A 23,795-nucleotide genomic window follows, 5' to 3' on the forward strand; every position below is an offset into this window, starting at 1 on the left:
TGCTCGCGCTGCGCCCGGCCGCGCGACTAGCGGGGGACCGACGTGCAGCGAGTGCCAGCGCAATTGCTGGATCTTTCAAGCGAGAGCATGATCTCCACCGCCGGCGGCGCGGCGATCACCAGTTGGAATCTGGCGGCAGCGGCGCTCTATGGCTGGCAGCCGAACGAGGCGCTGGGCAAAGCGCTGCCGGATCTCGTCGGTGCCTATCCCGTTCGCGCCATCGACGAAGTCCGCGCGCGCGGCTTGTGGGAAGGCCGTATCGAACGTCGCTGTCGCGATTCCTCCACCTGTACCGTCCGCGTCCGTGTCGCCCGCGCAGGGGACAGCGAGTGGATGGAAATTTCTTCTCCGATAGACGTCGCCCATCCGGCCGAGGTTGCACTGGCGGCCAGCGAATATCGCTATCGCAACCTGTTCGGGGCCGTTGCCGCCTCCTTCTGGGAAATGGATTTCAGCGGCGTCGGCGCGCTGCTGCGCCAGTTGCGCGAGCAGGGCGTCGCCAACATCCCCGGCCACCTGCGCGCCAATCCAGCGCTGGTCCGCGCGATGATGCGCGCGACGCGGATTGTCGACACCAACGATCGCTCGATCGAGATGTTCGGCCCGGGCACCAAGCGGGACCTGATCGCCACCCCGCTCGACCAATATTGGCCCGAAGCAAGCACGCCTGACTTCACCGAAAGCGTCCTTGCCGCGGTCGGCGGCAAGCCCCGCCACGTCGCCGAAACGCGGATGCGCGCGCGCGACGGCCGCGAATTCGACGCGCTGTTCACCGTCTCCTTCCTACCCGGCACCGTCGGCAGCGGCACGCTGCTGGTCGGCTTCACCGACATCTCCGATAGGGTGCAGGCCACGCGCCAGCTCGGCGAGGCGAGCATGCGTCGCAAGATGCTGATGGATGTGCCGACCATCGCGCTCTCCGAACTCGCCGCGCCGGAGGCCAGCGCGGCCTTCAACCGGCTCCGGTCGCAAGGCGTGACCGACCTTCCCGCCTATATCGACCAGCATCCCGGCTTCGTGGACGAGGTGGCGGCGACCCTGCGGTTCACCGCCGTCAACGACGCGACCGTGCGCCTGTTCGGTGCGCGCTCGGCCGACGAGCTGATCGGCCGCCCGCTGACCGGGCTGATCCAGCCCGGCTGCGACGTGCTGCGCCGCTCGATCGAAGGTTCCTATGTTCGCGAGCTGGTGTTCCAGAGCGAGATCCGGATGTTCCGGCTCGACGGCACGCCCGTCGACACGCTGTTCTGCCGCGTCTCCAACCCGGACCCGGCCAGCCCCGAGGTGCTCGTCGCGCAGATCGACATTACCGAGCAGGTGAAGGCCCGCCACGAGATCGATCGCATGCGCCAGCAGGCGGCGCATGCCTCGCGCATCGCGCTGCTCGGGCAGCTCTCCGCCTCGATCGTGCACGAGATCAGCCAGCCGATCACCGCCATTGCGATGCACGCCTCGGTCGCCGAGCGTCTGGCCAAGGCACCCGAGCCGGCGCTCGACAAGCTCGCCCGGATCACCGGCCAGATCGGCCAGAACGCACTGCGGGTGGGCGAGATCATCCAGCGTATCCGTGCGCTAGCCGCCAATCGCGAGATCCCGATGGTGCCGCTCGCGCTGCCGGCCATCGTCGCCGAGACCCGGCTGCTGCTTCAGCAGGAACTGACCGAGAAAGGCGTGCAGGTCACGCTCACCCGCGATACCGAGTTGCCCGATATCTGCGGGGATCGCATCCAGCTGCAGCAGGTGCTCGCCAATCTGATGGTCAACGCGATCCAGGCGATGGACGGCACGCCTTCCGGGGAACGCCGCATCGATCTGGCGCTGCGGACGACCGACGCCGTGGTTTCGCTGGAGGTGGCGGATACCGGCCCGGGCCTGCCCCCCGGCTTCCAGGCGGCGCCCTTCCAGAGCTTTCGCACCACCAAGCCCGACGGGCTCGGCATCGGCCTCACCATCTGCCGCTCGATCGCCGAGGCGCATGGCGGCTGGATCGAGGTCCGCGATCGCGCGCCGGGCCCCGGCGCGGCCTTCACCCTGGTGCTGCCCGTGGCCGGCGCGACCGACTGACGGCAGGGCAATACCGTCGTCCATATCGTCGGGGGACGGCGAACGCTCCATGCTGGGCGGCAAGGAGATCGCCGATGCACACCCATGCCACCGCCCCCACCCAGTTCGTCGACGCCGGCGACGTCCGATACGCCTATCGCCGCTTCGGTGCGTCCTCCGCGGTTCCGATCGTGCTGCTCCAGCACTTTACCGGCGGGCTCGACCATTGGGATCCGGCCTTCACCGACGGCCTTGCCGCCGATCGCGAGGTGATCCTGGTCGACAATGCCGGTGTCGGCGCTTCCACCGGTGAGACGCCGCAGACGATCGAAGCCATGGCCGATTGCATCCGGGACTTTGTCGACGCGCTGGGGCTGGCACGCTTCGATCTGCTCGGCTTCTCGATGGGCGGCATGGTCGCACAGGCCTATGCCAAGCAGCATTCGGACCGCATTCGGCGGTTGATCCTGGTCGGTACCTCCCCGCGCGGCGGCGATCCGACCCCGTTCGCGGCGGAGGTCGCGAAGCGCGCGCGGGGCGACGCCGGCGAGGCGGAAATGGCGTGGCTGTTCTTCGGCCATTCGGACGCCGGCCGCGCCGCCGCCGCGCGCTACTGGGCGCGCCGCCACGCCCGCACCGAGGATCGGGATCCACCGAGCGGCATGCCCACCATCCTCGCGCAGGTCGCCGCGGGTCGCGACTGGCTGGCCCCGCATGGCGAGCGCTTCGCCGATCTCGCGCAGATCACCGTACCGACGCTGGTGGCCAACGGCCATACCGACGTGATGCTGCCGACGATCAACTCCTTCTATCTGCAGCAGCATCTGCCGAACGCACAGCTGATCCTCTTTCCGGATTCAGGCCACGCACCGCACTTCCAGTATCCGGAGCACTTCCTCGCCCACGCGCGGCTATTCCTGTCGGAGTGATCGAACCGCCCGCGCCCACGATCCGTGTCGATATGCCCCACAAAGCAGCCCCACAGGAGACGCGAAGCGGGTAGCACGAGCACGCGAGCCACGGATTTCTAGAAACTGGCTGGGGCGGGAGGAGCCTCACCCCAACTTTTGAATCCCAGCTAAACTGACATTTCCGGGCATTCGAGGATGCCGATCAAGAATGGCTCTGTAGCAGCTGACCTGTACAAACCGTCAAGATCGAACCGCACCGACTGGGCCGGCGCCTATAGGCAGGTTCCAACCGAACGAATGCGAAAAACCGTCGTTGCTACGGGGCCCAATTTTGCCGGCAGTTCGTGACCAGACCCGACCGTTCATATTACCTTCGGTGAAAGTCCGGACCTGATGGCAGGTGTCGTTCGGGATGTGCCCGGCCGCCATCGACACGCGCCTAGGCCCGGCGGACTTACGCCTCCATAAAACGACCTTTTCTCGATTTGAGTAATTGTTTAGCGTAGCCCCCGGGCAAGGGGGCATCATGCAAGGCTGCGACACAGACACGTCGTCGAACGTTGTTTCCGGCGAGGTTCAGAAAGATCCGACGATTGTGGCGGATATCGCAGGAAGCTTCACATACGCGTCCTATCAGAATGCCGTACCCGTTCTGCGAGCGATCAGCATCGACAACACCAATGGGCGGCATCATCACAGTATCCGCATCGACCTAACCTCGTCGCCAGCGTTCCTTCGCGCGAAGTCTTGGACGATCGACCGATTGGCACCGGGGGACGTCCTGCCACTCAGTGACCGGAAAATCGATCTCGATGCCGACTATCTGGCTGGTCTAGATGAAGCCGAGCGCGGCGAGATCACCCTGCGGCTGCTTTCGGGTAACGCGGTGCTAGACGAGCAGCGCTTCCCGGTACGCCTGCTGGCACGCGATGAATGGGGCGGCGTTGCGGATATGGCACAACTGCTGCCCGCTTTCGTCATGCCAAACGATCCAGCAATTGCCCGTATCCTACGCAGCGCAGCCGATCGCCTGGCTGAGAGCGGCCACCCAAGCGGGCTTGACGGCTACCAGACTGCCGACCCGCAACGAGCCTATATGCTTACGGCCGCGATCTATTCTGCAATTGCGGGCTTGGCGATCCATTATGCCGAGCCGCCGGCTAGCTTCGAGGATCGCGGACAGAAGATCCGCCGGCCGGGGACGATCGCCGAGGAACGCTTGGGCACATGCCTCGATACGACGCTGCTGTTCGCGGCCGCACTGGAGGGTGCCGGCCTATATCCGACGATCCTGATGTTCCATGGCCATGCTGCAGCAGGTGTCTGGCTGACCAAACGCACGTTCGGCAACACGATCGAACCGGATCAGATGGAAGTGCGCAAGGCTCTCGCCTCGCGTGAATTGATCGTCTTCGAGACCACAGGGGTGACGCACCGGCCGGCGATGACGCTGGAACTAGCGCAGCGCGCACTCGATCATCGCATGCAGGAGGAGCAGGCGTCGGCCTTCGTGGCGGCGATCGACGTGCGTCGGGCACGCAGCGGCGGCATCACCCCGCTGGCCTCGCATCAGGCCGTCCGTCCCGGAGATGCAGCCGATCAAGACACCCCTCACGATGCGGCATTGTCGCTGCCGGCCGCGCCGTCCTTCAATGTTCTGCCGGATTTGCAGGTCGAGGAGAAACCAACCACTGCTGCAGGTCGCATCGATCGCTGGCAGAAAAAGCTGCTCGATCTGACGCTCCGCAACCGGCTGCTCAACTTCCCGGACTCCAAGAAGACGATCCCCTTCCTCTGCACGGACGTTGCCTATCTGGAAGACCGCCTTGCCGATAATGTCGCCATCCAGATCGTTTCTTTACCGCAGCAGAACCCGCTCGGTGAACGCGACGCGGCCTTGTATCGGGAAGTGCATGGCCGCGATTTGCACCGCAGCTTCGCCGCCGAAGCACTTGAGCGTGACGAATTGCCGTCTCTGCTGGACGCGCGTCAGCTTGAAGCGCGATTGATCGATCTGCACCGGCAGGTTCGAAACGACATGGCGGAGGGTGGCGCAAACACCCTGTTCCTCGCGGTCGGCTTCCTGCGATGGAAGAAGAAACCGGAGGACGAGCGAAGCTATCGTGCGCCGCTGCTGCTGATCCCCGTAAAGCTGGAACGGCGGAGCGCCAGCGCGCCCTTCCGGCTGCGCTTTCATGAGGACGAGCCGCGGTTCAACGCGACCCTTCTCCAGTTCCTGGAGCGTGAATTCGATCTGAAGCTGCCGCAGTTCGGCGGCGAACTGCCGCGCGACGACAGCGGCATCGACGTGCCGCGCGTTTTGACGGCGATGCGCCATGCCGTCCGCGACGTGCCGGGTATGGAAGTGCTCGACGAAACGGCGCTTTCGACCTTCAGCTTCGCAAAATTCCTGATGTGGAAGGATCTCGTAGAACGAACGGAATCGCTTCGAGAAAACCGTGTCGTCCGGCACCTGATCGATACGCCGGACAAGCCCTTCGACAGTGACTCGGCCGGCTTCTGCCAGGAAACAGAACTCGACCGCGCTTATGCGCCGGCCGACATCATCAGTCTGCTGCCGTCGGATTCCTCCCAGACCGCAGCCTGCCTTGCTGCCGCGGAAGGTCGGGACTTCGTCATCATCGGGCCGCCGGGAACCGGCAAAAGCCAGACGATCGCCAACATGATCGCCCATTGCCTGGGCGTGGGCAAAACGGTGCTGTTCGTGGCGGAGAAGACCGCCGCACTCGATGTCGTCTATCGGCGCCTTCGTGAAAATGGGCTCGGCGATCATTGCATCGAGCTACATTCCAACAAGGCGGATCGCCGGCATTTCCTGTCCCAGCTCAAGGCTGCCTGGGAACATGGCGGACGTGTCGATCCAGCGGAATGGGTGGCGGTGAACGAACGCCTGCGGCTGCGCCGCGATACCCTCAACGCCTATGTTGAAGCCCTGCACACTTCCTATCCAAGCGGCTGGACGCCCTATCGCGCGCTGGGGATCGCGCTGCTCGGCGCAGATGCCCCTGCCCCTTCCCTGGGCTGGCCAAAGGATCAGGTATATGACGCGGCCATACTGGCGTCGCTGGAAGAGCTTGCCGGCGAAGTGGGCCTCGTCTTCGCATCCGTCGAGCGGCGTCCGGCATTGGAGCTCGTCGATATCGAAGAGCTTGGTGCTGCGCGACAGGACGAGCTCGTCGCTGCGGGCCAGTCGCTGCGCAATGCCGCCGATCTGCTGGCGGGAGCATTGGATGCCTATCGCAGCGTGCTGGGGCTCGCCCGCGCAGACCACCCCGTTGCCATTGAAGTCGATTCACTCGCCGGTTTGGCCGCAGCGATGGAAGCCGGGCGGGACCGGGACCTGTCGGTCGCCTTCCACGAGGATTTTGCGGCCTCCACGGGAGAGCTCGCCGCATTGACGAGGGCGATCGAGGCCTATCAGGATGCCGAACAGCAACTCGCAGCGACGTTTGATCCCGCCAACGTCCGCACGATCGATACGGATGCGCTGGATCGTCAATGGCGCGAGGCAAGTGCCGCCTTCTGGCCGTTCTCGGCCTTGGGGCGCCGAAAGGTCGCGCGCCTGCTGCAGAGCTATGCCGAGAGCGGTGCGGTAAAGCCGGAAAGCGACCTGCCCCGCCTTCGTCGCATGAAGGAGCAACTGTCGGCGATCGAAGGCACGCCGTTGCGCAACCGGCCGCTTCCGGTCTCCGGTCTCGACACGGACACGGCCGCGATCGGCGAAACCCTTGAGCAAGCCGCGCTCCTGCGCGCAGCGCTTCGTCTCCGGGGTAGAGACGCGGATCAGATCAAGGTAGCGACCGACCGCATCGCCACGATCCTCCGCGAGCGAGCGGCGGATGACGGTCTGTGGCAGGCGGGTGGCAAGTTACTCGCGGCTCGGCAGGGATTTGAGAACGCGCTTGCCCGCTTCGGCAAGGCGGCGGGGCGCGATGTCGTAATCGGCGATCGGCCGGATGCACTGGCGGACCTCGCTGCGAAGCTGGCAGCGCTGGTCGAAGCCCGCCATCTGCTACGAGATTGGTCGGCATGGTGCCGCGTCCGCAACCGGGCTTCGGCCTCGGGGCTAGGCTCGCTGGTCGAGCAGATCGAAAGTGGCATCGTGCCGCCCACTCAGGCACGCTCGGCGTTCCGGCTCGCTTATGCCCGCTGGTGGTTGCCGACGGTGCTGGATGCCAATCCTGTGCTTCGCGATTTCCGCCGCTTCCAGCACGAGAATGCGATTTCCGAATTTAGGGAGATCGACGACCTTGTGCGGGCCCATGCATCGAGCAGGGTGATCGGGGCACTCGCCCATGACCTGCCGGCCGTGCAGAGCGTGCCGCGCAACTCCGAGCTGGGCTTGCTGCGCTACCAGATGGAATTGCAGCGCCCCAGCCAGTCGATCCGCGACCTGATCAGCAAGATGCCGGAGAATTTCGGCAAGCTGGCGCGATGCGTCCTGATGTCGCCGCTGTCGATCGCGCAGTATCTGCCTCCCAACCAGGCCCTTTTCGATGTGGTGATCTTCGACGAAGCGTCGCAAATCACCACCTGGGATGCGGTAGGCGCGATCGCCCGCGGGCGGCAGACGATCATCGTCGGGGATCCCAAGCAGCTTCCGCCGACGAACTTCTTCGGCAGCAACGACGACGAGGAAGACGTTGCCGACCATGAGAAGGACATGGAGAGCATTCTCGACGAGGCGAAGGCGTCGGGCATCCCGGTTCGCGATCTGCGGTGGCATTACCGGAGCCGCAGCGAGTCGCTGATCGCCTTCTCCAACCATCATTATTATCAGAACAGGCTGGTGACGTTCCCCTCGCCGCAGGTGGAGGACCGCGCCGTGCACCTTCGCAAGGTGCCGAACGGCGTGTACGATCGCGGCAAGAGCCGTACCAATCGTATCGAGGCGCAGGCGGTTGCGGATGAGGCGGTCGCCCGGATGCGCAATTGGCTGGCGCTTCCGGACAAGGATCGTCCGACCCTGGGCATCATCACCTTCAACGCGCAGCAACAATCGCTCATCCTGGATCTGCTCGACCTCGCCCGGCGGGATGAGCCCGAACTGGAATGGTTTTTCGCCGACGATCGTGTCGAACCCACCATCGTCAGGAACCTGGAAAATGTGCAGGGCGACGAGCGCGACGTCATCCTCTTCTCGATCACGTTCTGGAAGGATGCCGCCGGCAAGGCGACCATGGACTTCGGCGCGCTGAACCGCGACGGCGGCGAGCGGAGGCTGAATGTCGCCGTGACGCGTGCGCGACAGGAACTGATCGTCTTTTCCGGCTTCACCGCGGATCAGATTGATCCCACGCGGACCAAGGCGCTGGCGATCCACCATCTCAAGACCTTTCTTGATTACGCCGAGCGGGGTGCGGTTGCGCTGCCCGCGCAGACGGCCGGTTCGGTGGGCGGCTTCGACTCCCCCTTCGAGGAAGCAGTGGCTGCTCAACTGGAACAGCGAGGATGGATGGTGGTACCGCAGGTCGGCATTTCTGGCTTCCGCATCGACCTGGGCATCCGGCATCCAGACCTGCCGGGCGCCTATCTCGCGGGTGTGGAATGCGATGGCGCCACCTATCACAGCGCAGCCACCGCCCGCGACCGCGACAAGGTGCGCGAACAGGTTCTGACCAGCCTCGGATGGAACATGCTCCGCGTCTGGTCGACGGACTGGTGGTATGACGCCGCCGGCTGCGCGGAGAGGCTGCACACCGCACTTAACGCGCTTCTGGAAGCGAGCCGGGCAGCGCAGGCCGACGACGATATCGCGACGCAGGAAGAGCCGAGTCAGGGGGCCGAAGCGATCCAGCCCCTTGATGAAGAAGCCGCGCCTCAGCCAGCAGCCATCGTGCCCGAAACGGCGCCGGTCGAAGCCGAACGTGTGTCGGCGGAAGCTTCGCCACCCGTCATGCCGGTCCGAATCGCTGCAGCGATGCCTGCCGCTTCGGATGCACCCGATTTGAAGACAGCCGCAGAGCCGTACCAAATCACGGATCTGACCGGCTTCGCGACCGACCCCGCCCGCTTCTTCGAATTCGCCTATCGCGACACGCTTCGAGCGATGGTGCACGCCGTGATCGAGACGGAAAGCCCGATCCGCGCCGACATCCTCTACCAGCGGATTGCCCGCGCGCATGGGTGGCTGCGGACCGGAGGAAAGATCCGGGAGCGAATCGACATGCACTTGGGCGATGTCGGCAGAACACTGGAATCGAGCGGCGAATTCATTTGGAAGGCGGGCGCGGTGACGACGGTTCGGCCCTATCGAATACCGAGCAGCGACGAGGCGCGGCGGGGTATTCCTGAAATTCCGATCGCGGAGCTGGCGGCGGTGGTGCAAGACAATCCCGCCTTGCTCGAGGAGCCCGATCCCGCGCGCGAACTCGCCAGGCTGCTGGGGGTGGAGCGACTGGCTGCAGGTTCCCGCGCGCGTCTCGACGAAGCGATCGCTCGGGCTAAGGCTGATGGCGTGCGCTCGCCGGCCACACCACTGACCGGAGCAGCATGATCATGATGCGTTTCCTGCACTCCAGCGACCTGCATCTTGGCAAGCGCTTCGGAAATTTTGCCGGGGACTTGCCGGGCCGATTGCGCGAGGCCCGGCATGCGGTGCTGGGCAAATTAGCAGCGCACGCCCGCCAGCACGGTGCCGAAACGATCCTTCTGGCCGGCGACACCTTCGATACCGAAACCCCCGCGGCTGACGTTCGGCGGCAGGCCCTCACCGAGATGGCGCACCATGCCACCCTCCGCTGGGTGATCCTTCCGGGCAATCACGACTCGCTACAGGCGTCCGAATTGTGGGCCCAGCTTGTGACCGAGGCGCCCGACAACGTCGTGCTGGCGACCGCCGCGGCGCCGATCATGCTGGCCGACAATGCGGTTCTCCTTCCCGCACCCTGCGTAAACCGCCGGCCCGGCCGTGACCTGAGCGCGTGGATGGACGACGCCGCTACGCCTGAGGGTGCCATCCGCATCGGCCTGGCGCACGGCGCGGTTCAGACCTTTTCCGAAGATGCTGCGGGCGCCGAGGTGATCGCGCCGGACCGTGCGCGACGGGCGGGGCTCGATTATCTGGCGCTCGGCGACTGGCATGGTGCTCTGGCGATCGACCCCCACACCCATTACTCCGGTTCGCCCGAGCAAGATCGGTTCAAGCATGATCGCTCCGGTACGGCATTGCTGGTGGAAATCGCTGCAGCAGGCGCGGTGCCGGCAGTAACGCCCCTCCCCACCGCGAGCTTCGCCTGGCGCACGCTCGACCTTCACCTTCTGGCGAGCGATGATCCCAATGCGGCGCTCAGCGCGCTGCTGCCGGAATTGCGGGATAGGCGGCAAACCCTGGCAAAGGTTCTGGCGAGCGGCCATGCGGGCCTGGCCGCTCGCACCACGCTTAACCGCGCAATCGAGCATGCCGCCCCGGATTTCGCCTGGCTCGACCTCGACGACACGCAACTGGCGACGGAGTGCGACGTCGAAGATCTCGACCAGATCGATCGCGCCGGAGCGCTCCGGGAGGCGGCCGATGCGCTGCTGGCCGAAAGCGTGGACACGAACAATTCAGCTGGCGAGCGTGCGATAGCTGCGGCTGCCCTTGCCCGCCTCTATGGCTACGCGCAGCAGGTGTCGCAATGAAGCTCGCCGGAATCCGCTTCCACAACGTCAAGCGCTTCGCCGGGCGGGGCGTAGCCGTGGAAGGCATCGAGGACGGCGTCAACGTCCTTTGCGCACCCAATGAATTCGGCAAGTCGACCACCTTCGAGGCGCTGCACGGTCTGTTCTTCCTGCCCCATTCCAGCACCGCCGGCGGGGTACGCAACCTGCGGCCTTATTGTGGCGGCAATCCGCTGGTCGAGGCGGACATCGCGGTCGGGGAAGCGCGGTACAGGTTGACGAAGCAATTCTATTCCGGGCGCTTCGCCAAGGTGGTCGATCTCGCGTCCAACCGGCTGATCGCCCAGGCCGATGAAGCGGAAAGCTTCATCACCCGCCTCGTACAGGGCGGTGCGGGCGGACCCGCCGGGCTGCTCTGGGTGCGGCAGGGCATCACCGGGATCGAACCTCGCAGCCGGTCCGATGAGGAGAGCGACCGCCAAGTTCGCGCCACCCTGCTGGAATCCGTTCAGGGCGAAGTGGAGGCGGTTACCGGCGGGCGGCGGATGGCCGCCGTCATCGCCGCCGCCGCGGAAGCCACGGGCGCCTTGCTGACACCAAGCGGGCGCCCCAAGGCCGGCGGTCGCTATGCCACCGCGATCACACTCCGCGACCAGCTGGCCCAAGAGGTGCAGCGCTTGGAGAGCGAGGTAACCGCGTTGCGGGACGAGCTCGATCAGCGGGGCGTTGCGCAACGCAGGCTGGCGGAGCTGGACAATGCCGACGCCCGTCAGGCGCGCCAGCAGGACATCGCCAAGGCCGAGCATGCCTTCGAGACGGCCCGGGCCCAGGCCGACCGACTGAAGACCCTGCGCGCAGAACTCGACCTTGCCCGCGACCGGCGCGATACAGCGATGCGTGAGCATCGGCAGTTCGATGAGGCACTGACCGAAGCCCGTCAGGTGACGGAGGAAAGCGAGGCAGTCACCCGCCGTCGGGAGGATGCGGTAGCGCGCCGTCGGGCAACCAGCGAGACGATTGCCGCCGCACAAGCCGAGATGGAATCAGCCGAGGCGGACGAGATCGCCGCGCGCGACCTGCTCCAGCTGATCGAGAACGCAGAAAAGGCCCGCAACGCAGCCGAACGACGACAGGAGCTAGAAGACCGGCTGCAACATGCGGAGAGCGTCCGCGCGACGATCGAGCACTGTGACGCGCAACTCGCCGGACTTCGCCTGCCGAACGGGGCGCTGGAAGAACTAGCGGATCTGGACGTGGAGATTGCCCGCATCCGCGCGGTGCAGGATGCAGGCCGCCCGTCCGTGGTGGTCGCCTATGACGATGTCGCTATCGCGAACCTCACCATGGGCGGCATCGCCCTAAAGCACGGCGAAGAGCGCAGCTATGACGGCCACGCGCAACTTGTTGCGCCAGGCATTGGCACGATCACCTTGCGATCCAACGTTGAAGATCGCGATAGTGATCGCCTGGAGAGGGCAGAATCGCATCGACACACGCTGCTCGCTTCTATGGGCGTGCCCAACCTGGCGGCCGCGCGCGCGCAGCAGATCCGCGTCCAGAAGCTAGAAGCGCAGGGGAATGAAGCGCGCGCACAACTCAAGGTCATTGCCCCGGAAGGGCTGGACGAGTTACGCAAGGTCGTTGCTGCACTGGCCGATATCGACCTGGCGCGGATCGAAGTGAAGGCGGATCCCGTCTTGACGCGAGCCACCTCCGAAGGCGCCGAACAACGCCGCCGCCATGCGATGCAGATGATCCGCACCACAGAGCCGGTGCGTGCGCATGCCGATGAAGCATTCATTGCGGCGGAAACCGCCCTCGCCAGCCTGCGCACGCGGGAAGAGCAGATCGCGGCCATCCTGGGCCCAGCGGAAGAGCATCAGCCTCGGCTAGAATTGCTGCAGGCGGCCCTGGCCGATCGCGAGGCTGCACTCGCGGAAGCACAGCGGGTATATGATGCCGAACATGCAAGCGTGCTCGATCTGGATGCGGCAGAGTCGGCGCTTCGTCGCGTTCGTTCGGTCGAACAGGCGGCAGCGAACGAGATCCAGCAGCTGCGGGAAACCATCGCTGGCCTGAATGCTCGCATTGTCGTCCGATCCGACGACGCGGTCGAGGAAAAATGGCGTGAGCAAAAGGAAGCGCTGGAAGCCGCGGAGGCGCGTGTAGCCGCCTTCGAGCACGAGGTGGCGGTACTGACCCGTCTCACCCAGGCGCTGGAGGCGGCACGCTCGGACGCACGCGACCTCTATTTGAAGCCGGTAATGACCGAGCTTCGGCCGCTGCTAGGGCTTTTGTTCGACGATGTGGAAATCGCGTTCGACGACCATAGCCTGCTTCCGCAGACGATCGTCCGCAGGGGGCAGGAGGAGGATGTCGACCGTCTTAGCGGCGGCATGCGCGAGCAATTGTCCGTTCTGACCCGCCTCGCCTTCGCCCGCCTGCTGGCCCGCGACGGGCGCCCGGCACCGGTGATTTTGGACGACGCACTCGTCTATTCCGACGACGACCGCATCGAGCGCATGTTTGATGCGCTCCATCGGCAGGCACGCGATCAACAGGTCATCGTCTTCTCGTGTCGACAGCGCGCGTTCCAGAAACTGGGTGGAAACGCCCTTAGCATGACGGATTGGCAACCATGATTCACCGCGATTCGTCGGTTCATCCGACGATGGCCATGCGAGCGCCTGATTGTCGGGCAACGCCTGGCGCTCCGCATTCGCACGCCGCGCGGCGGTAAAGAGCGGCATGGCATTCGGCGTCTTCATCCATCGCTCGGATTCGATCTACGACGACACACCGGCCGAGCGATATCAGTTCCCGCCACAATATCTCAGCCGCGCCCGGGCGTGCGTCGACGACTGGATCGTCTATTATGAGCCGCGCAAGGTGCCGAACACGCGCGGGTACTTTGCCGTCGCGCGGGTGGAACGCATCATTCCCGATCCTAGCGCGCCGGGCATGTATCTCGCCCTGATCGAGCCCGGCAGCTATCTCGATTTCGCGCATCCGGTCCCTTTCGCCGATGCCGACGGAACGGTGATAGAGCGAGGCGTACTCAACGAGGCCGGTCGCCTCTCGGGCCGTGCGCAGGCTGCCGTTCGCGGTCTGTCGGCATCCGATTTCAACCGCATCGTCGAGGCAGGACTGGCTGAGCCGGACCCGCTACTCCCCCGCGTAGGCTTCACGGAAACTTCGTCGGTCGTCCGCGAAGAGCGCACGCCGTTCGGCTGCGACGAAATTCGCGATCGCGTCGACATGTTGGTGTCGCGCGTGGTCCGCGACCGTGTGTTCCGGCGAATCGTTCTGCGCGCGTATGACGAGCGTTGCGCCGTGACAGGGCTGAAGCTGATTAACGGCGGCGGCCGCGCGGAGGTAGAGGCGGCGCACATCCGGCCTGTCGAGGCAAATGGCCCGGACATCCTCAGTAACGGCCTCGCACTATCTGGCACCGCCCACTGGATGTTCGACCGCGGTTTGATCAGCCTAGACGACGACATGCGGATCCTGATCTCTCGGCAGGCGAACGACCCCGACAGCATCCGCTCGATCATCAATGCAAGCGGGCTGGCGATCCTACCGCCGCGTGCCGGCGACCGTCCCCACTCGCAATTTGTGCGATGGCATCGTGAACACTGCTTGAAGAAGTAGCGGTGCCCTAGACGCCGTCAGCTCAGCGCCCAGACTACTCGCTCAGATGGCAAATTATTCAATGATTTCATCGTTAAATACTAGTGATATTTTGCTTCGATTCAGCAGAATGGCACAGGTTAAAAACGTGCTCAGCGAAGAGCCTATTAAAACTAATCCCGTCGGAACCTACACATGCATTGCCTTCAAGGGGCAGCGTTTACCCCGCTGAAACACGAGGATGTTCTCGCCGCCGCCAGTTTTCATAGAAGAGGCAGCGGTCGACCAGAATGCGTCATTCGCCGAACGGCGTTGAACGGCAGCTTATGCCAAAATTAGCCATTCGCTTAACGCAGGCCTCCTGTCGGCAATGCCCCCGTTCAAGCCGGTTGGCTGGCGAATCGACGTTCCTGAAAGCGGACGTGAGGACGGGGCAATCAACTTCAGATCGTCACGGCAGCGGCCAACATACCTGCTCCCGCGGGCAGCTGAACCTGTTCCTTCAATCCCCCATTCCCGCGCCTATGGCGGAAGCGAGCAGAAGGCCGATACCGATGGCGACGGTGAGTATTGCAGCGCCGATCAGCGCTGCCGCACTGGCCGCGAGCAGCGCCGGAGACGTCTCGGTACCTGAGCGAAGAATGTCCATAGCTCCAATCAGCCCGCGGAACGCATAGGAGCCCGGCACCATCGCCACCACGCCGGGAAAGGCCAGGGCGGTCCAGGGCGCGCGCAGGCGGCGGCCGGTCCACAGGGCGAGCAGCCCCGCCAGCATCGCGCCGGCGGCGGTGGCCACGGCGATATCCGCGCCGACCGCCATGAGAGCGGTGCGCAGGCCGTGGCCAAGCGCACCGGTCAGCACGATCGGCAGGATCGTCCGGCGGGGTGCGTTGAACAGGATGGAGAAGCCGAACGCAGCGATCGCGGCGAACAGCGAGTCCCAGGGGAGTCGCAGGTTCGGGGTGCTGAGCGCAACGGGCAGGTGCACGCCGGTCGCGAGGCTCGCTGTTGCCAGGCCCGCGGCGATCGCCAGCACGATCATGCCGCCATTGGCGAGCCGCGCCAGCCCCACCCCGGCATGCCCGCGCACCAGATCGCGTACGCCGTTGATCAGCGGCACGCCCGGCACGAGGATCATGCCCGCGGCGACCAGCGCGAGCGTCGGGTCGGCGCCGATCAGCCGAAGCGGCAGCGCGCCGGCCATGCCGCTGATCGCGGCCGTGAGCACTGCCGCCGCTGCCGGCACGACGCCCCACCGCGGTAAGGCGCGGCGCAGCACGGTGTTGACCAGTCCCGCGAGAAACGCGGCGCCGACGACCGGCCAGCTCGCGCTGAACAGGCGGGCGAGCGCGGCCGCGGTTGCCGCCACCGCAAGCACGGTGAGCCAGGCGGGATAGGCGGGCTTGCGCGCGGCGATGACGAAGAGCCGGGCGTCGGCATCCGCCACCGTGATCGCGCCCGACGCCAGCATCGCCGCGACCTGCTCCAGTGCCACCAGCCGCCCGGCATCGATGCCCATCGCGCCGATCGCGTGGCCCATGCGGGTGCGATAGGCCTGATCGTCCCCGAGCATCAGCAGCAGGCGCTCGCTGCCGAGGAACAGCTGGGCCGCGAAACCCAGCCGCTCGGCAAGTGCCTCGATGCGGCGGCGGACATGCTCGCTGTCCGCGCCGGCCTCCAGCAGCAGGCGAGCGAGGAACAGCAGGACATGGCCGGCCGCATCGAGGCGACGCGTCTCAGGCATCGATATTGTCGATCTTGAGGACCGGGGCGGTCGCCGCACGGGTGGCGCGGCAGGCCTCGGCATTCTCGATCAGGTCGATGCCCCAGGTGGGGAAGATCGCCCGCAGCCTGGGCAGCCACGCCGCGTCCGTCAGCTTGTCGGCGAAGCAGGTCTGCAGCACCTCGACCGCGATGGCCGCGGCCGTAGAGGCGCCCGGCGAAGCGCCGAGCAGCGCGACCAGCGATTTGTCCGCGGCGGCGACCAGTTCGGTGCCGAACACCAGCCTGCCGCCATGGTCCTCGGTATCGGGCTTGATGATCTGTACGCGCTGCCCCGCGACCGCTTCCTGCCAGTCGCCGCGCTTCGCCTGCGGGAAGAACTGCCGGAGCATCTCGAACTGGTGGTGGCGGCTCTGGAAGACCTGGCCGATCAGATATTCCTCGAGCCCCGCATTGTCCTTCGCCACGTCGAGCAGCGGCAGCAGGTTGTGCGCGGTGATCGATTCGAACAGATCGGCCTCCGACCCATGTTTCAGGAACTTGGTCGAGAAGCCGGCATAGGGGCCGAACAGCAGCGAGGTCTTGCCGTCGATCACCCGTGTGTCGAGGTGCGGCACCGACATGGGCGGCGACCCGCTGGCCGCCTTGCCATAGACCTTGGCGTGGTGGCGCGCGGTGATCGCGTCGACGTCGCAGCGCAGCCAGATGCCGCTCACCGGGAAGCCGCCATAGCCCTTGGCTTCGGGGATGCCGGACATCTGGAGCAGCTCGATCGCCGCCCCGCCCGCGCCGATGAAGACGAAGCCGGTGGTGATCGTCTGGCGGGTGCCGTCGAACACGTCCTCGAAGGTGACGGACCAGCGCCCGTCCCCGGCGCGCTCGATACCGACGACCTCGCGATTGTAGCGAATGTCCGCGCCTTCGGTCTGGAGATGCTGCACCAGCAGATGGGTGAGCGCGCCGTAATCGACATCGGTGCCGGTGATCATGCGCGTCGCGGCGATCTTCTCGGCGGGGTCGCGGCCCTCCATGACCAGCGGCGCCCATGCGGCGATCTGTGCCGGGTCCTCGCTATATTCCATGCCGTGATAGCAATGGTGTGCGCTCATCGCCGCATGGCGCGCCTTGAGGAAGGCGACATTCTCCTCCCCCCAGACGAAGCTCATATGGGGGCAGGGGTGGAGAAAGGCGCGCGGATCGGGGATGGCGCCGGCGGTGACGAGATGCGCCCAGAGCTGGCGCGAAACGTCGAACTGGGTGTTGACCTTCAATGCCTCCGCGATGTCGATGCTGCCATCGGCGCGCTGGGGCGTGTAGTTGAGCTCGCAGTTCGCGGCGTGGCCGGTGCCCGCATTGTTCCACGCCATCGAGCTTTCCTGCGCGCAGTCGCCCAGCCGCTCGAGCATGGTGATGCGCAGATTCGGATCGAGATGGTGCAGCAGCGTGCCGGTGGTGGCGCTCATGATGCCGGCGCCGATCAGCAGCACATCGGTTTCATTGCTCGTCGAGAAGGTCATGCCTGCGCCTCCTTGGGCGTGAAGTGTAGGTCGGCGCCGGCGTCGTAGACGACATAGGCGCGGCGCCAGGGCTCGCTGCCGATCAGCCGCCAGCGGTGGCCGCTGCCGGTGTTGTCCTGCGCGAGCAGCACGTCGCCGGGATGGAGGGTGAAGGTCGCGCCCGACTTCACTTCGAACTCGATCGTGCCGGCCAGCGTCAGCACGAATTGCGGCTGCGGATCCTGGTGCCATTCGAAGCTGCCGCCGCTGGCGGTCTCCTGGAACGAGAGCTCGTTGACGGCGATCGGCAGGCCGGAAGCCTTGCCGTGCAGGCCGGCGCCGATATCGAGCTGGCCTTCCTCGAACAGCGAATTGCCGTCCGGGCCGGTCCACATGCGAACACAACGGATCATGGATCTATCTCCTCAGGCGCCGGCCAGGCCGTGGCCGACCATGTCGAGCGGGCGGATGGTCTTGTCGAACAGCGCTTCGTCGACCTTGCCGGAGGCGAGGGCCGCCGCCTTCAGCGTGGTGCCGTCGGCGATCGCCTTCTCGGCGATGTGCGCGGCGTTCTGGTAGCCGATCACCGGCGACAGCGCGGTCACCAGCATCACGCTGCCCTCGACATAGGACTGGATCTTGTCGCGCAGGATCTCGGTGCCCTCGACCGAGAATTCGCGGAACCGGTCGCAGCCATCGGCGAGGATGCGGATCGAATGCAGCACGTTGTTGATGATCACCGGGCGCATCGCGTTGAGCTCGAAATTGCCCTGGCTCCCGGCAAAGGCGACCGCGCTGTCGTTGCCGAGCACCTGGATGGCGATCATCACCATCGCCTCGCACTGGGTGGGGTTCACCTTGCCGGGCATGATCGACGAGCCGGGCTCGTTGTCCGGCAGCTTGAGCTCGCCGAAGCCGCAGCGCGGGCCCGACGCGAGCCAGCGCATGTCGTTGGCGATCTTCATCAGCGCGACCGCCAGCCCGCGCAGCCCCGCCGAGGCGCGAACCATCGCGTCGAGCGAGCCTTGGGCGGTGAACTTGTTGGGCGCGGTGACGTAGGGCTTGTTGGTGAGGTCGGCGATGGTGGCGGCCACGTCGTGCGAGAAGCCCGCCGGCGCATTGAGCCCGGTGCCGACCGCGGTACCGCCGACCGCCAGTTCATAGAGCCCGCCACGGCTCTCCTCGATCGCGGCGATGCAGGCGCGGATCTGCCCGGCCCAGCCATGCCATTCCTGGCCGACGGTGAGCGGCACCGCGTCCTCCAGATGGGTGCGGCCGATCTTGACCACGTCCATCCAGCCATCGGCCTTCTTCTCGATCACCTCGACCAGCCGGGTGACGGCGGGCAGCAATTCCTCGTCGATGGCGAGGATCGTCGCCACGTGCATCGCGGTGGGGAAGGTGTCGTTGGACGATTGGCCCATATTGACGTCGTCATTGGGGCCGATGGGGTGCTGGCTGCCGAGTGTGCCGCCGAGCAGCTGGATCGCGCGGTTCGACAGCACCTCGTTGACGTTCATGTTCGACTGGGTGCCGGAGCCGGTCTGCCAGACGTAGAGCGGGAAATGCTCGTCGAGCTTGCCGGCGATCGCCTCGTCGGCGGCCTGGACGATCGCATCGCGCTTCCAGTCCGGCAGGCGGCCTGCCGTGGCGTTCACCAGCGCGCACGCCTTCTTTACATAGCCATAGGCGTGGTAGACCGCCTTGGGCATGCGATCGCCGCCGATGTTGAAATGGTGGAGCGACCGTTCGGTCTGCGCCCCCCAATAGCGGTCGGCCGGGACGGCGACGGTGCCCATGCTATCGAACTCGTCGCGCGTGCCGCTGGCCTGAATGCCTATCGGGATCGCCTGCAAGATTGGGGTGTCGGTCAACGCAACGCTCCTCGTTTTTGGGAAGGAAAGAAGGGCTCAGGCGCTGGTCTGCTCGCCATAGAGGTCGCTCGGGGCGACGCGGCCCTTGAACAGCAGGTAGACCGCCAGCGTGTAGGCCAGGGTCAGCGGCAGGATCACCACGCCGGCACCCCAGAACAGGAAGGCCTGCGAGCTGCTCGGCGCCGCCGCCTGGGCGGCCGTGATCGCGTAGGGGATCATGAACGGGTAGAAGGACAGGGCCAGCGTCCCGAAAGCCGAGGCGAACAGCAGCAGGGCGGCGAGGAAGGGCAGCAGCGGGCGGCGCAGTGCCGTGCCCGCCGCCAGCAGGATCGCGGCAACGCCGCCGATCGCCGGCACGATCAGCATCGCGGGATGCCCGGCCCAGCGGTCCAGCACCGGCAGGTCCAGCCGTATCGCCGCGACAAAGGCTGCCGCGAGGAAGACCAGCACGCCGATCAGCAGCCGCGGCAACAGGCGGAAGGCGCGGCGCTGCACGCCCGCCTGCGCCTTGTAGGCGAGCCAGCCGGCGCCCATCAGCATATAGCCGAGGCACAGCCCCGCCCCGCACAGCAAGGCGAAGGGCGAGAGCCAGCCGAACGCACCGCCGACATAGCGCCCGTCCACGATCGGCAGCCCCTCGACCAATGCGCCTACCGCCGCGCCCTGGATGAAGCTCGCCACCAGCGAGCCGCCGAAAAAGGCGTGTGTCCAGACGCCGCGGAAGCGGACGCTCTTGTCGCGATATTCGAAGGAGACGCCGCGCAGGATCAGCGCCGCCAGCATCGCGAACAGCGGCAGGTAGAGCGCCGAGAGCAAGGTCGCGTAGACCAGCGGGAACACGCCGAAAAGCACCGTGCCGTTGACGACCAGCCAGGTCTCGTTCCCGTCCCACATCGGCGCCACCGCCGCGAGCATCGCCCGCCGCTCGCGCTCGCTGCCGGCCATCGGCAGCAACATGCCGACGCCCAGATCGAAGCCGTCCAGCGTCACGTAGAGGAAGATCGACAGCGCCAGCACGCCGAGCCAGAAGGTAAGCATCAGATCAGCTCCTTCACACGATGGTCCTGGGTGGCGGGCGCCGTGCCGACCGGCACCGAGAGCGGCCGCTTGGGGTTGGTCTCGCCGAGCCGCGGCTCGGCTTCTCCCACCGGGCCGCGCGCGATCAGTCGGGCGAGGACGAGCACGCCGAAGCCGAAGATCGCCGTGTAGACCAGCGCGAACATCACCAGCGTCGCCGCGACCATGGGGGTGGAGAGGAAGGGCGTCACCGCGTCCGCCGTGCGCAGCTGGCCATAGACCGCCCAGGGCTGGCGCCCGACCTCGGCGACAAACCAGCCGGTCACCGTGGCGATGAAGCCGAGCGGAAAGGAGGCCGCCGTCGCCCAGAGCAGCCAGCGACTGCGCTCCAGCCGGCGCCGCGCCATCAGCAGGCACCCGCCCCAGGCGATGCCAAGCATCAGCAGCCCGCAGCCGACCATCACCCGGAAGGCGAAGAAGGGAATGGCGACCGGCGGGCGATCCTGCCGATTCCAGTCGGTGAGGCCCACTTCGCGCGAGGTGAGACTCATCGACCCGATCAGACTGCCGGCATAGGGAACGCTGAGCGCGTAGCGGTTGCGCTCGGCCTTTTCGTCGGGCCAGGCGATCACCACTTCGGAAGCGGGCTGCTCGTCGTGCCAGCGCGCCTCGATCGCGGCGAACTTGGCGGGCTGGCGATCATGGACATAGTCGCCGACGAGGTGGCCGATGCCCAGCTGCACCGGCACCAGCACCGCCGCGAGGCCCAGGCCCATCCGCAGCATCACGCGCGCCTCTGGGAGGAACCGGCCCTGCAGCAGATGCCAGGCCCCGGTCGCGGCGACGCAGAAGGCGGTGGTGATATAGGCGGCGAGCAGCATGTGCGGGAAGCGCACCCACACCACCGGGCTGAACAGGATGTCGCTCCAACTGGTCGGCAGGAACAGCCCGTCGGCCCCGCGGACGAAGCCGACCGGCGCCTGCATCCAGCTGTTGTTCACCATGATCCAGAAGGACGACATGGTGGTGCCGACCGCGACCATCAGGCAGGAGAAGAAATAGAGCCATCCCGGCACGCGCCCGCGGCCGAACAGCAGCACGCCGAAGAAGCTGCTCTCCAGCGCGAAGGCGGTGAAGCTCTCATAGACCAGCAGCGGCCCCTGAATGGCGCCGGTCTGGCGCGACAGCTCGCTCCAGTTGGTGCCGAACTGGAAGGCCATGACGATGCCGGAGACGACGCCGAGCCCGAAGGCCACGGCGAAGATCGTCCGCCAGAAGCCGAACAGCCGCTGGTAGACGGCACGGCCGGTCGCCAGCGCCAGACCGTCGAGCACGCACAGCCAGGCGGCGAGGCCGACGGTGAAGGCCGGGAACAGGATGTGGAAGGAAATGGTCGCGGCGAATTGCAGCCGCGACAGGAAAAGGGCGGTCCATTCCATGGTTCGGCTCCCCGAAGGGGTGGATCAGCGCAGCAGGTTGGTGCGGGCGAGATCGATCACTTCGCTCACATCGCCGTTGAGCACGGCCTTGAGTGCCCAGAGGCTGAAGCCCTTGGCCTGTTCGAGCTGGATCGACGGCGGCATCACCAGTTCCTGGGTGTTGGTCACCACGTCGAGTAGCGCCGGGCCGGGATGCGCCAGCACGTCCGCGATTGCCGCATCTAGGTCGGCCGGATCCTCGACGCGGATCGCATGGATCTCCATCGCCCGCGCAACGGCGGCGAAGTCCGGGTTCTCCAGGTTGGTGCCAGTCTCCAGGAAGCCCGACGCCTTCATCTCCAGCGCGACGAAGCCGAGCGTGCCGTTGTTGAAGACGACGACCTTCGCCGGCAGTTGTTCCTGCACCAGCGTGAGCAGGTCGCCCATCAGCATCGCGAGGCCACCATCGCCCGACATGCTGATCACCTGCCGGCCGGGATGCGAGGCCTGGGCGCCAATCGCCTGGGGCAGCGCGTTGGCCATCGATCCGTGCGCCAGCGACCCGATCATCCGGCGCTTGCCGTTCATCTTCAGGTAGCGCGCCGCCCAGACGGTGCAGGTGCCGACATCGAAGGTGAACACCGCATCCTCGCTCGCCGCGGCGCTGAGGCGCTCGGCGAGATGCTGCGGATGGATCGGCCGCCGGCCCGAGCTGCCATCGGCAAGCTTGTCGAGGCTCGCGCGCGCCTTGCGGTAGTGCGCCACGCTGGTCTCGAGATGGCTGGCGTCGCGATCGCCCTTCAGCGCCGGCAGCAGCGCGGCGATGCTGTGGCGCACGTCGCCGACCACCGCGCAATCGAGCGAGACGCGCCGGCCGAGATTTTCCGGTCGCAGATCGATCTGCGCGACCTGCGCGTCGGGATAGAATTGGCGATAGGGGAAGTCTGTGCCCAGCATCAGCAGCGTGTCGCAGGACTCCATCGCGTGATAGCCCGAGGCGAAGCCGATCAGCCCGGTCATGCCGACGTCGTACGGATTATCCCATTCGACATGTTCCTTGCCGCCGAGGGCATGGACGACCGGCGCCTGCAGCCGTTCAGCGAGCGCGATCACTTCGTCATGCGCGCCGGCGCAGCCGCGGCCGCAGAGCAAGGTGACCTTCTCGCTGGTGTTAAGCAGGTCTGCCAGTGCCTGCACCGCATCGGCGTCTGGCAGCACATTGGGCTGGCGGATCGCCAGTGCGCCGGGCGCGGAAATCGCGGCTTCGAAGGGCTGTAGCGCGATGTCGCCGGGGATCACGATCACTGCCACGCCGCGATGGCCGATCGCGGCGCGGATCGCCGCCTCCATCACGCCGGGCAGCTGCGAGGGGTGCGAGATCGTCTCGCAGAAATGGCTGCAGTCGCGGAACAGCGCCTCGGGCTTGGTTTCCTGGAAATAGCCGCGGCCAACCTCGGGCGAGGGAATCTGCGCGGCGATCGCCAGCACCGGCACGCGGGTGCGGTGGCAATCGAACAGGCCGTTGATCAGGTGGAGATTGCCCGGCCCGCACGAGCCCGCGCACACCGCTAGCCCGCCGGTCAGCGCCGCTTCTGCGCCGGCCGCGAAGGCCGCGACCTCCTCGTGCCGGACATGAACCCAGTCCAGATCGCCGCGTTCCCGCATTGAATCGGTGATGCCGTTCAGGCTGTCCCCGACGACGCCATATACCCGCTTGACCCCCGCGTTCACGAGGATGTCGGTCATTAGATCCGCTACTCTTCCGGTCATTGGTTCGGGCTCCCAGATTACGCCCGCAATTTCCGAAGAGCCCCCTGCAAGTGGAAGCCATCTAATGGTATATTCTGATACCTTTGAACCTATACGAAATTGAAGGGAACTAAATTGGCACGCGCACGTGTGGCATCGTCCAGATCCTTAAATACGCCAGATCCGCGCTGGGTGCATATGCTCGAATCCCGCCGGCACAACGTGCAAGCGGTCTACCCAGTTTAGAGTTGATCGAGCCGACGTCGGTTGCAGCTCATGACTTGCACGACAGTCGCGCCATTACCGAAGCGG

13 protein-coding genes are annotated in these 23,795 nt (G+C 66.0%); 6 read left to right on the forward strand and 7 right to left on the reverse strand.

The window, feature by feature from the left end; all coding sequences use genetic code 11:
* The first annotated feature begins 87 nt into the window (after nt 1-87).
* The 6 genes from SAZ01S_RS14040 to SAZ01S_RS14065 all read left to right on the forward strand — a co-directional run bounded on the left by SAZ01S_RS14040 (nt 88) and on the right by SAZ01S_RS14065 (nt 14,228).
* Nucleotides 88-2,064: a PAS domain-containing sensor histidine kinase gene (locus SAZ01S_RS14040; RefSeq protein WP_084582899.1), complete on the forward strand. Its 1,977-nt coding sequence runs from the start codon at nt 88-90 to the stop codon at nt 2,062-2,064.
* Nucleotides 2,065-2,138: 74 nt separating this feature from the next.
* Nucleotides 2,139-2,972 (forward strand): alpha/beta fold hydrolase, encoded by an 834-nt coding sequence (locus tag SAZ01S_RS14045; RefSeq protein ID WP_084582900.1) that lies wholly within the window; start codon nt 2,139-2,141, stop codon nt 2,970-2,972.
* A 508-nt stretch (nt 2,973-3,480) separates the two neighbouring features.
* On the forward strand, nt 3,481-9,471 hold the full coding sequence (gene proA / locus SAZ01S_RS14050) for an anti-phage protein ProA (RefSeq protein ID WP_084582901.1): 5,991 nt from the start codon (nt 3,481-3,483) through the stop codon (nt 9,469-9,471).
* Nucleotides 9,468-10,598 (forward strand): metallophosphoesterase family protein, encoded by a 1,131-nt coding sequence (locus SAZ01S_RS14055; RefSeq protein WP_245824871.1) that lies wholly within the window; start codon nt 9,468-9,470, stop codon nt 10,596-10,598. Before proA ends, SAZ01S_RS14055 begins: the two co-directional genes overlap by 4 nt.
* Nucleotides 10,595-13,219 (forward strand): AAA family ATPase, encoded by a 2,625-nt coding sequence (locus SAZ01S_RS14060; RefSeq protein ID WP_084582903.1) that lies wholly within the window; start codon nt 10,595-10,597, stop codon nt 13,217-13,219. The genes SAZ01S_RS14055 and SAZ01S_RS14060 overlap by 4 nt, the downstream gene beginning before the upstream one ends.
* Before the next feature lie 106 nt (nt 13,220-13,325).
* On the forward strand, nt 13,326-14,228 hold the full coding sequence (locus SAZ01S_RS14065) for an HNH endonuclease (protein ID WP_084582904.1): 903 nt from the start codon (nt 13,326-13,328) through the stop codon (nt 14,226-14,228).
* 481 nt (nt 14,229-14,709) lie between these two features.
* Here the strand turns inward: SAZ01S_RS14065 and SAZ01S_RS14070 are convergent, their stop codons facing one another.
* Genes SAZ01S_RS14070 through poxB form a run of 7 tightly spaced genes read right to left on the reverse strand, consistent with a single transcriptional unit; the run spans nt 14,710 to nt 23,504 of the window.
* The gene (locus SAZ01S_RS14070) at nt 14,710-15,951 is read right to left on the reverse strand and encodes a threonine/serine exporter family protein (RefSeq protein WP_167693162.1); all 1,242 of its coding nucleotides are present in this window, start codon (nt 15,949-15,951) and stop codon (nt 14,710-14,712) included.
* On the reverse strand, nt 15,944-17,446 hold the full coding sequence (gene mqo / locus SAZ01S_RS14075; RefSeq protein WP_084582906.1) for a malate dehydrogenase (quinone): 1,503 nt from the start codon (nt 17,444-17,446) through the stop codon (nt 15,944-15,946). Before mqo ends, SAZ01S_RS14070 begins: the two co-directional genes overlap by 8 nt.
* On the reverse strand, nt 17,443-17,838 hold the full coding sequence (locus SAZ01S_RS14080; protein ID WP_084582907.1) for a cupin domain-containing protein: 396 nt from the start codon (nt 17,836-17,838) through the stop codon (nt 17,443-17,445). The genes mqo and SAZ01S_RS14080 overlap by 4 nt, the downstream gene beginning before the upstream one ends.
* 12 nt (nt 17,839-17,850) lie before the next feature.
* Entirely contained in the window at nt 17,851-19,299 is a 1,449-nt protein-coding gene (fumC, locus tag SAZ01S_RS14085; protein WP_084582908.1) for a class II fumarate hydratase, read from the reverse strand.
* A gap of 36 nt (nt 19,300-19,335) precedes the next feature.
* A complete protein-coding gene (gene cydB / locus SAZ01S_RS14090; protein ID WP_084582909.1) occupies nt 19,336-20,337 on the reverse strand; it encodes a cytochrome d ubiquinol oxidase subunit II in 1,002 nt (333 codons plus the stop codon).
* The gene (locus SAZ01S_RS14095) at nt 20,337-21,755 is read right to left on the reverse strand and encodes a cytochrome ubiquinol oxidase subunit I (RefSeq protein ID WP_084582910.1); all 1,419 of its coding nucleotides are present in this window, start codon (nt 21,753-21,755) and stop codon (nt 20,337-20,339) included. Before SAZ01S_RS14095 ends, cydB begins: the two co-directional genes overlap by 1 nt.
* 24 nt (nt 21,756-21,779) lie before the next feature.
* Nucleotides 21,780-23,504, reverse strand: coding sequence for a ubiquinone-dependent pyruvate dehydrogenase (gene poxB / locus SAZ01S_RS14100; protein WP_084582911.1), 1,725 nt, complete (start codon nt 23,502-23,504; stop codon nt 21,780-21,782).
* Between the last annotated feature and the right edge of the window lie 291 nt (nt 23,505-23,795).

Origin of the sequence: Sphingomonas azotifigens NBRC 15497, from assembly GCF_002091475.1 — a bacterium.
GTDB lineage: Bacteria > Pseudomonadota > Alphaproteobacteria > Sphingomonadales > Sphingomonadaceae > Sphingomonas > Sphingomonas azotifigens.

Coding starts and splice junctions, on each gene's coding strand:
- poxB (WP_084582911.1), bottom strand. CDS start 23,504: ATGACCGGAAGAGTAGCGGATCTAATGACCGACATCCTCGTGAACGCG.
- SAZ01S_RS14040 (WP_084582899.1), top strand. CDS start 88: ATGATCTCCACCGCCGGCGGCGCGGCGATCACCAGTTGGAATCTGGCG.
- SAZ01S_RS14045 (WP_084582900.1), top strand. CDS start 2,139: ATGCACACCCATGCCACCGCCCCCACCCAGTTCGTCGACGCCGGCGAC.
- SAZ01S_RS14060 (WP_084582903.1), top strand. CDS start 10,595: ATGAAGCTCGCCGGAATCCGCTTCCACAACGTCAAGCGCTTCGCCGGG.
- cydB (WP_084582909.1), bottom strand. CDS start 20,337: ATGCTTACCTTCTGGCTCGGCGTGCTGGCGCTGTCGATCTTCCTCTAC.
- SAZ01S_RS14055 (WP_245824871.1), top strand. CDS start 9,468: ATGATCATGATGCGTTTCCTGCACTCCAGCGACCTGCATCTTGGCAAG.
- mqo (WP_084582906.1), bottom strand. CDS start 17,446: ATGACCTTCTCGACGAGCAATGAAACCGATGTGCTGCTGATCGGCGCC.
- SAZ01S_RS14070 (WP_167693162.1), bottom strand. CDS start 15,951: ATGCCTGAGACGCGTCGCCTCGATGCGGCCGGCCATGTCCTGCTGTTC.
- SAZ01S_RS14080 (WP_084582907.1), bottom strand. CDS start 17,838: ATGATCCGTTGTGTTCGCATGTGGACCGGCCCGGACGGCAATTCGCTG.
- SAZ01S_RS14065 (WP_084582904.1), top strand. CDS start 13,326: ATGGCATTCGGCGTCTTCATCCATCGCTCGGATTCGATCTACGACGAC.
- SAZ01S_RS14095 (WP_084582910.1), bottom strand. CDS start 21,755: ATGGAATGGACCGCCCTTTTCCTGTCGCGGCTGCAATTCGCCGCGACC.
- proA (WP_084582901.1), top strand. CDS start 3,481: ATGCAAGGCTGCGACACAGACACGTCGTCGAACGTTGTTTCCGGCGAG.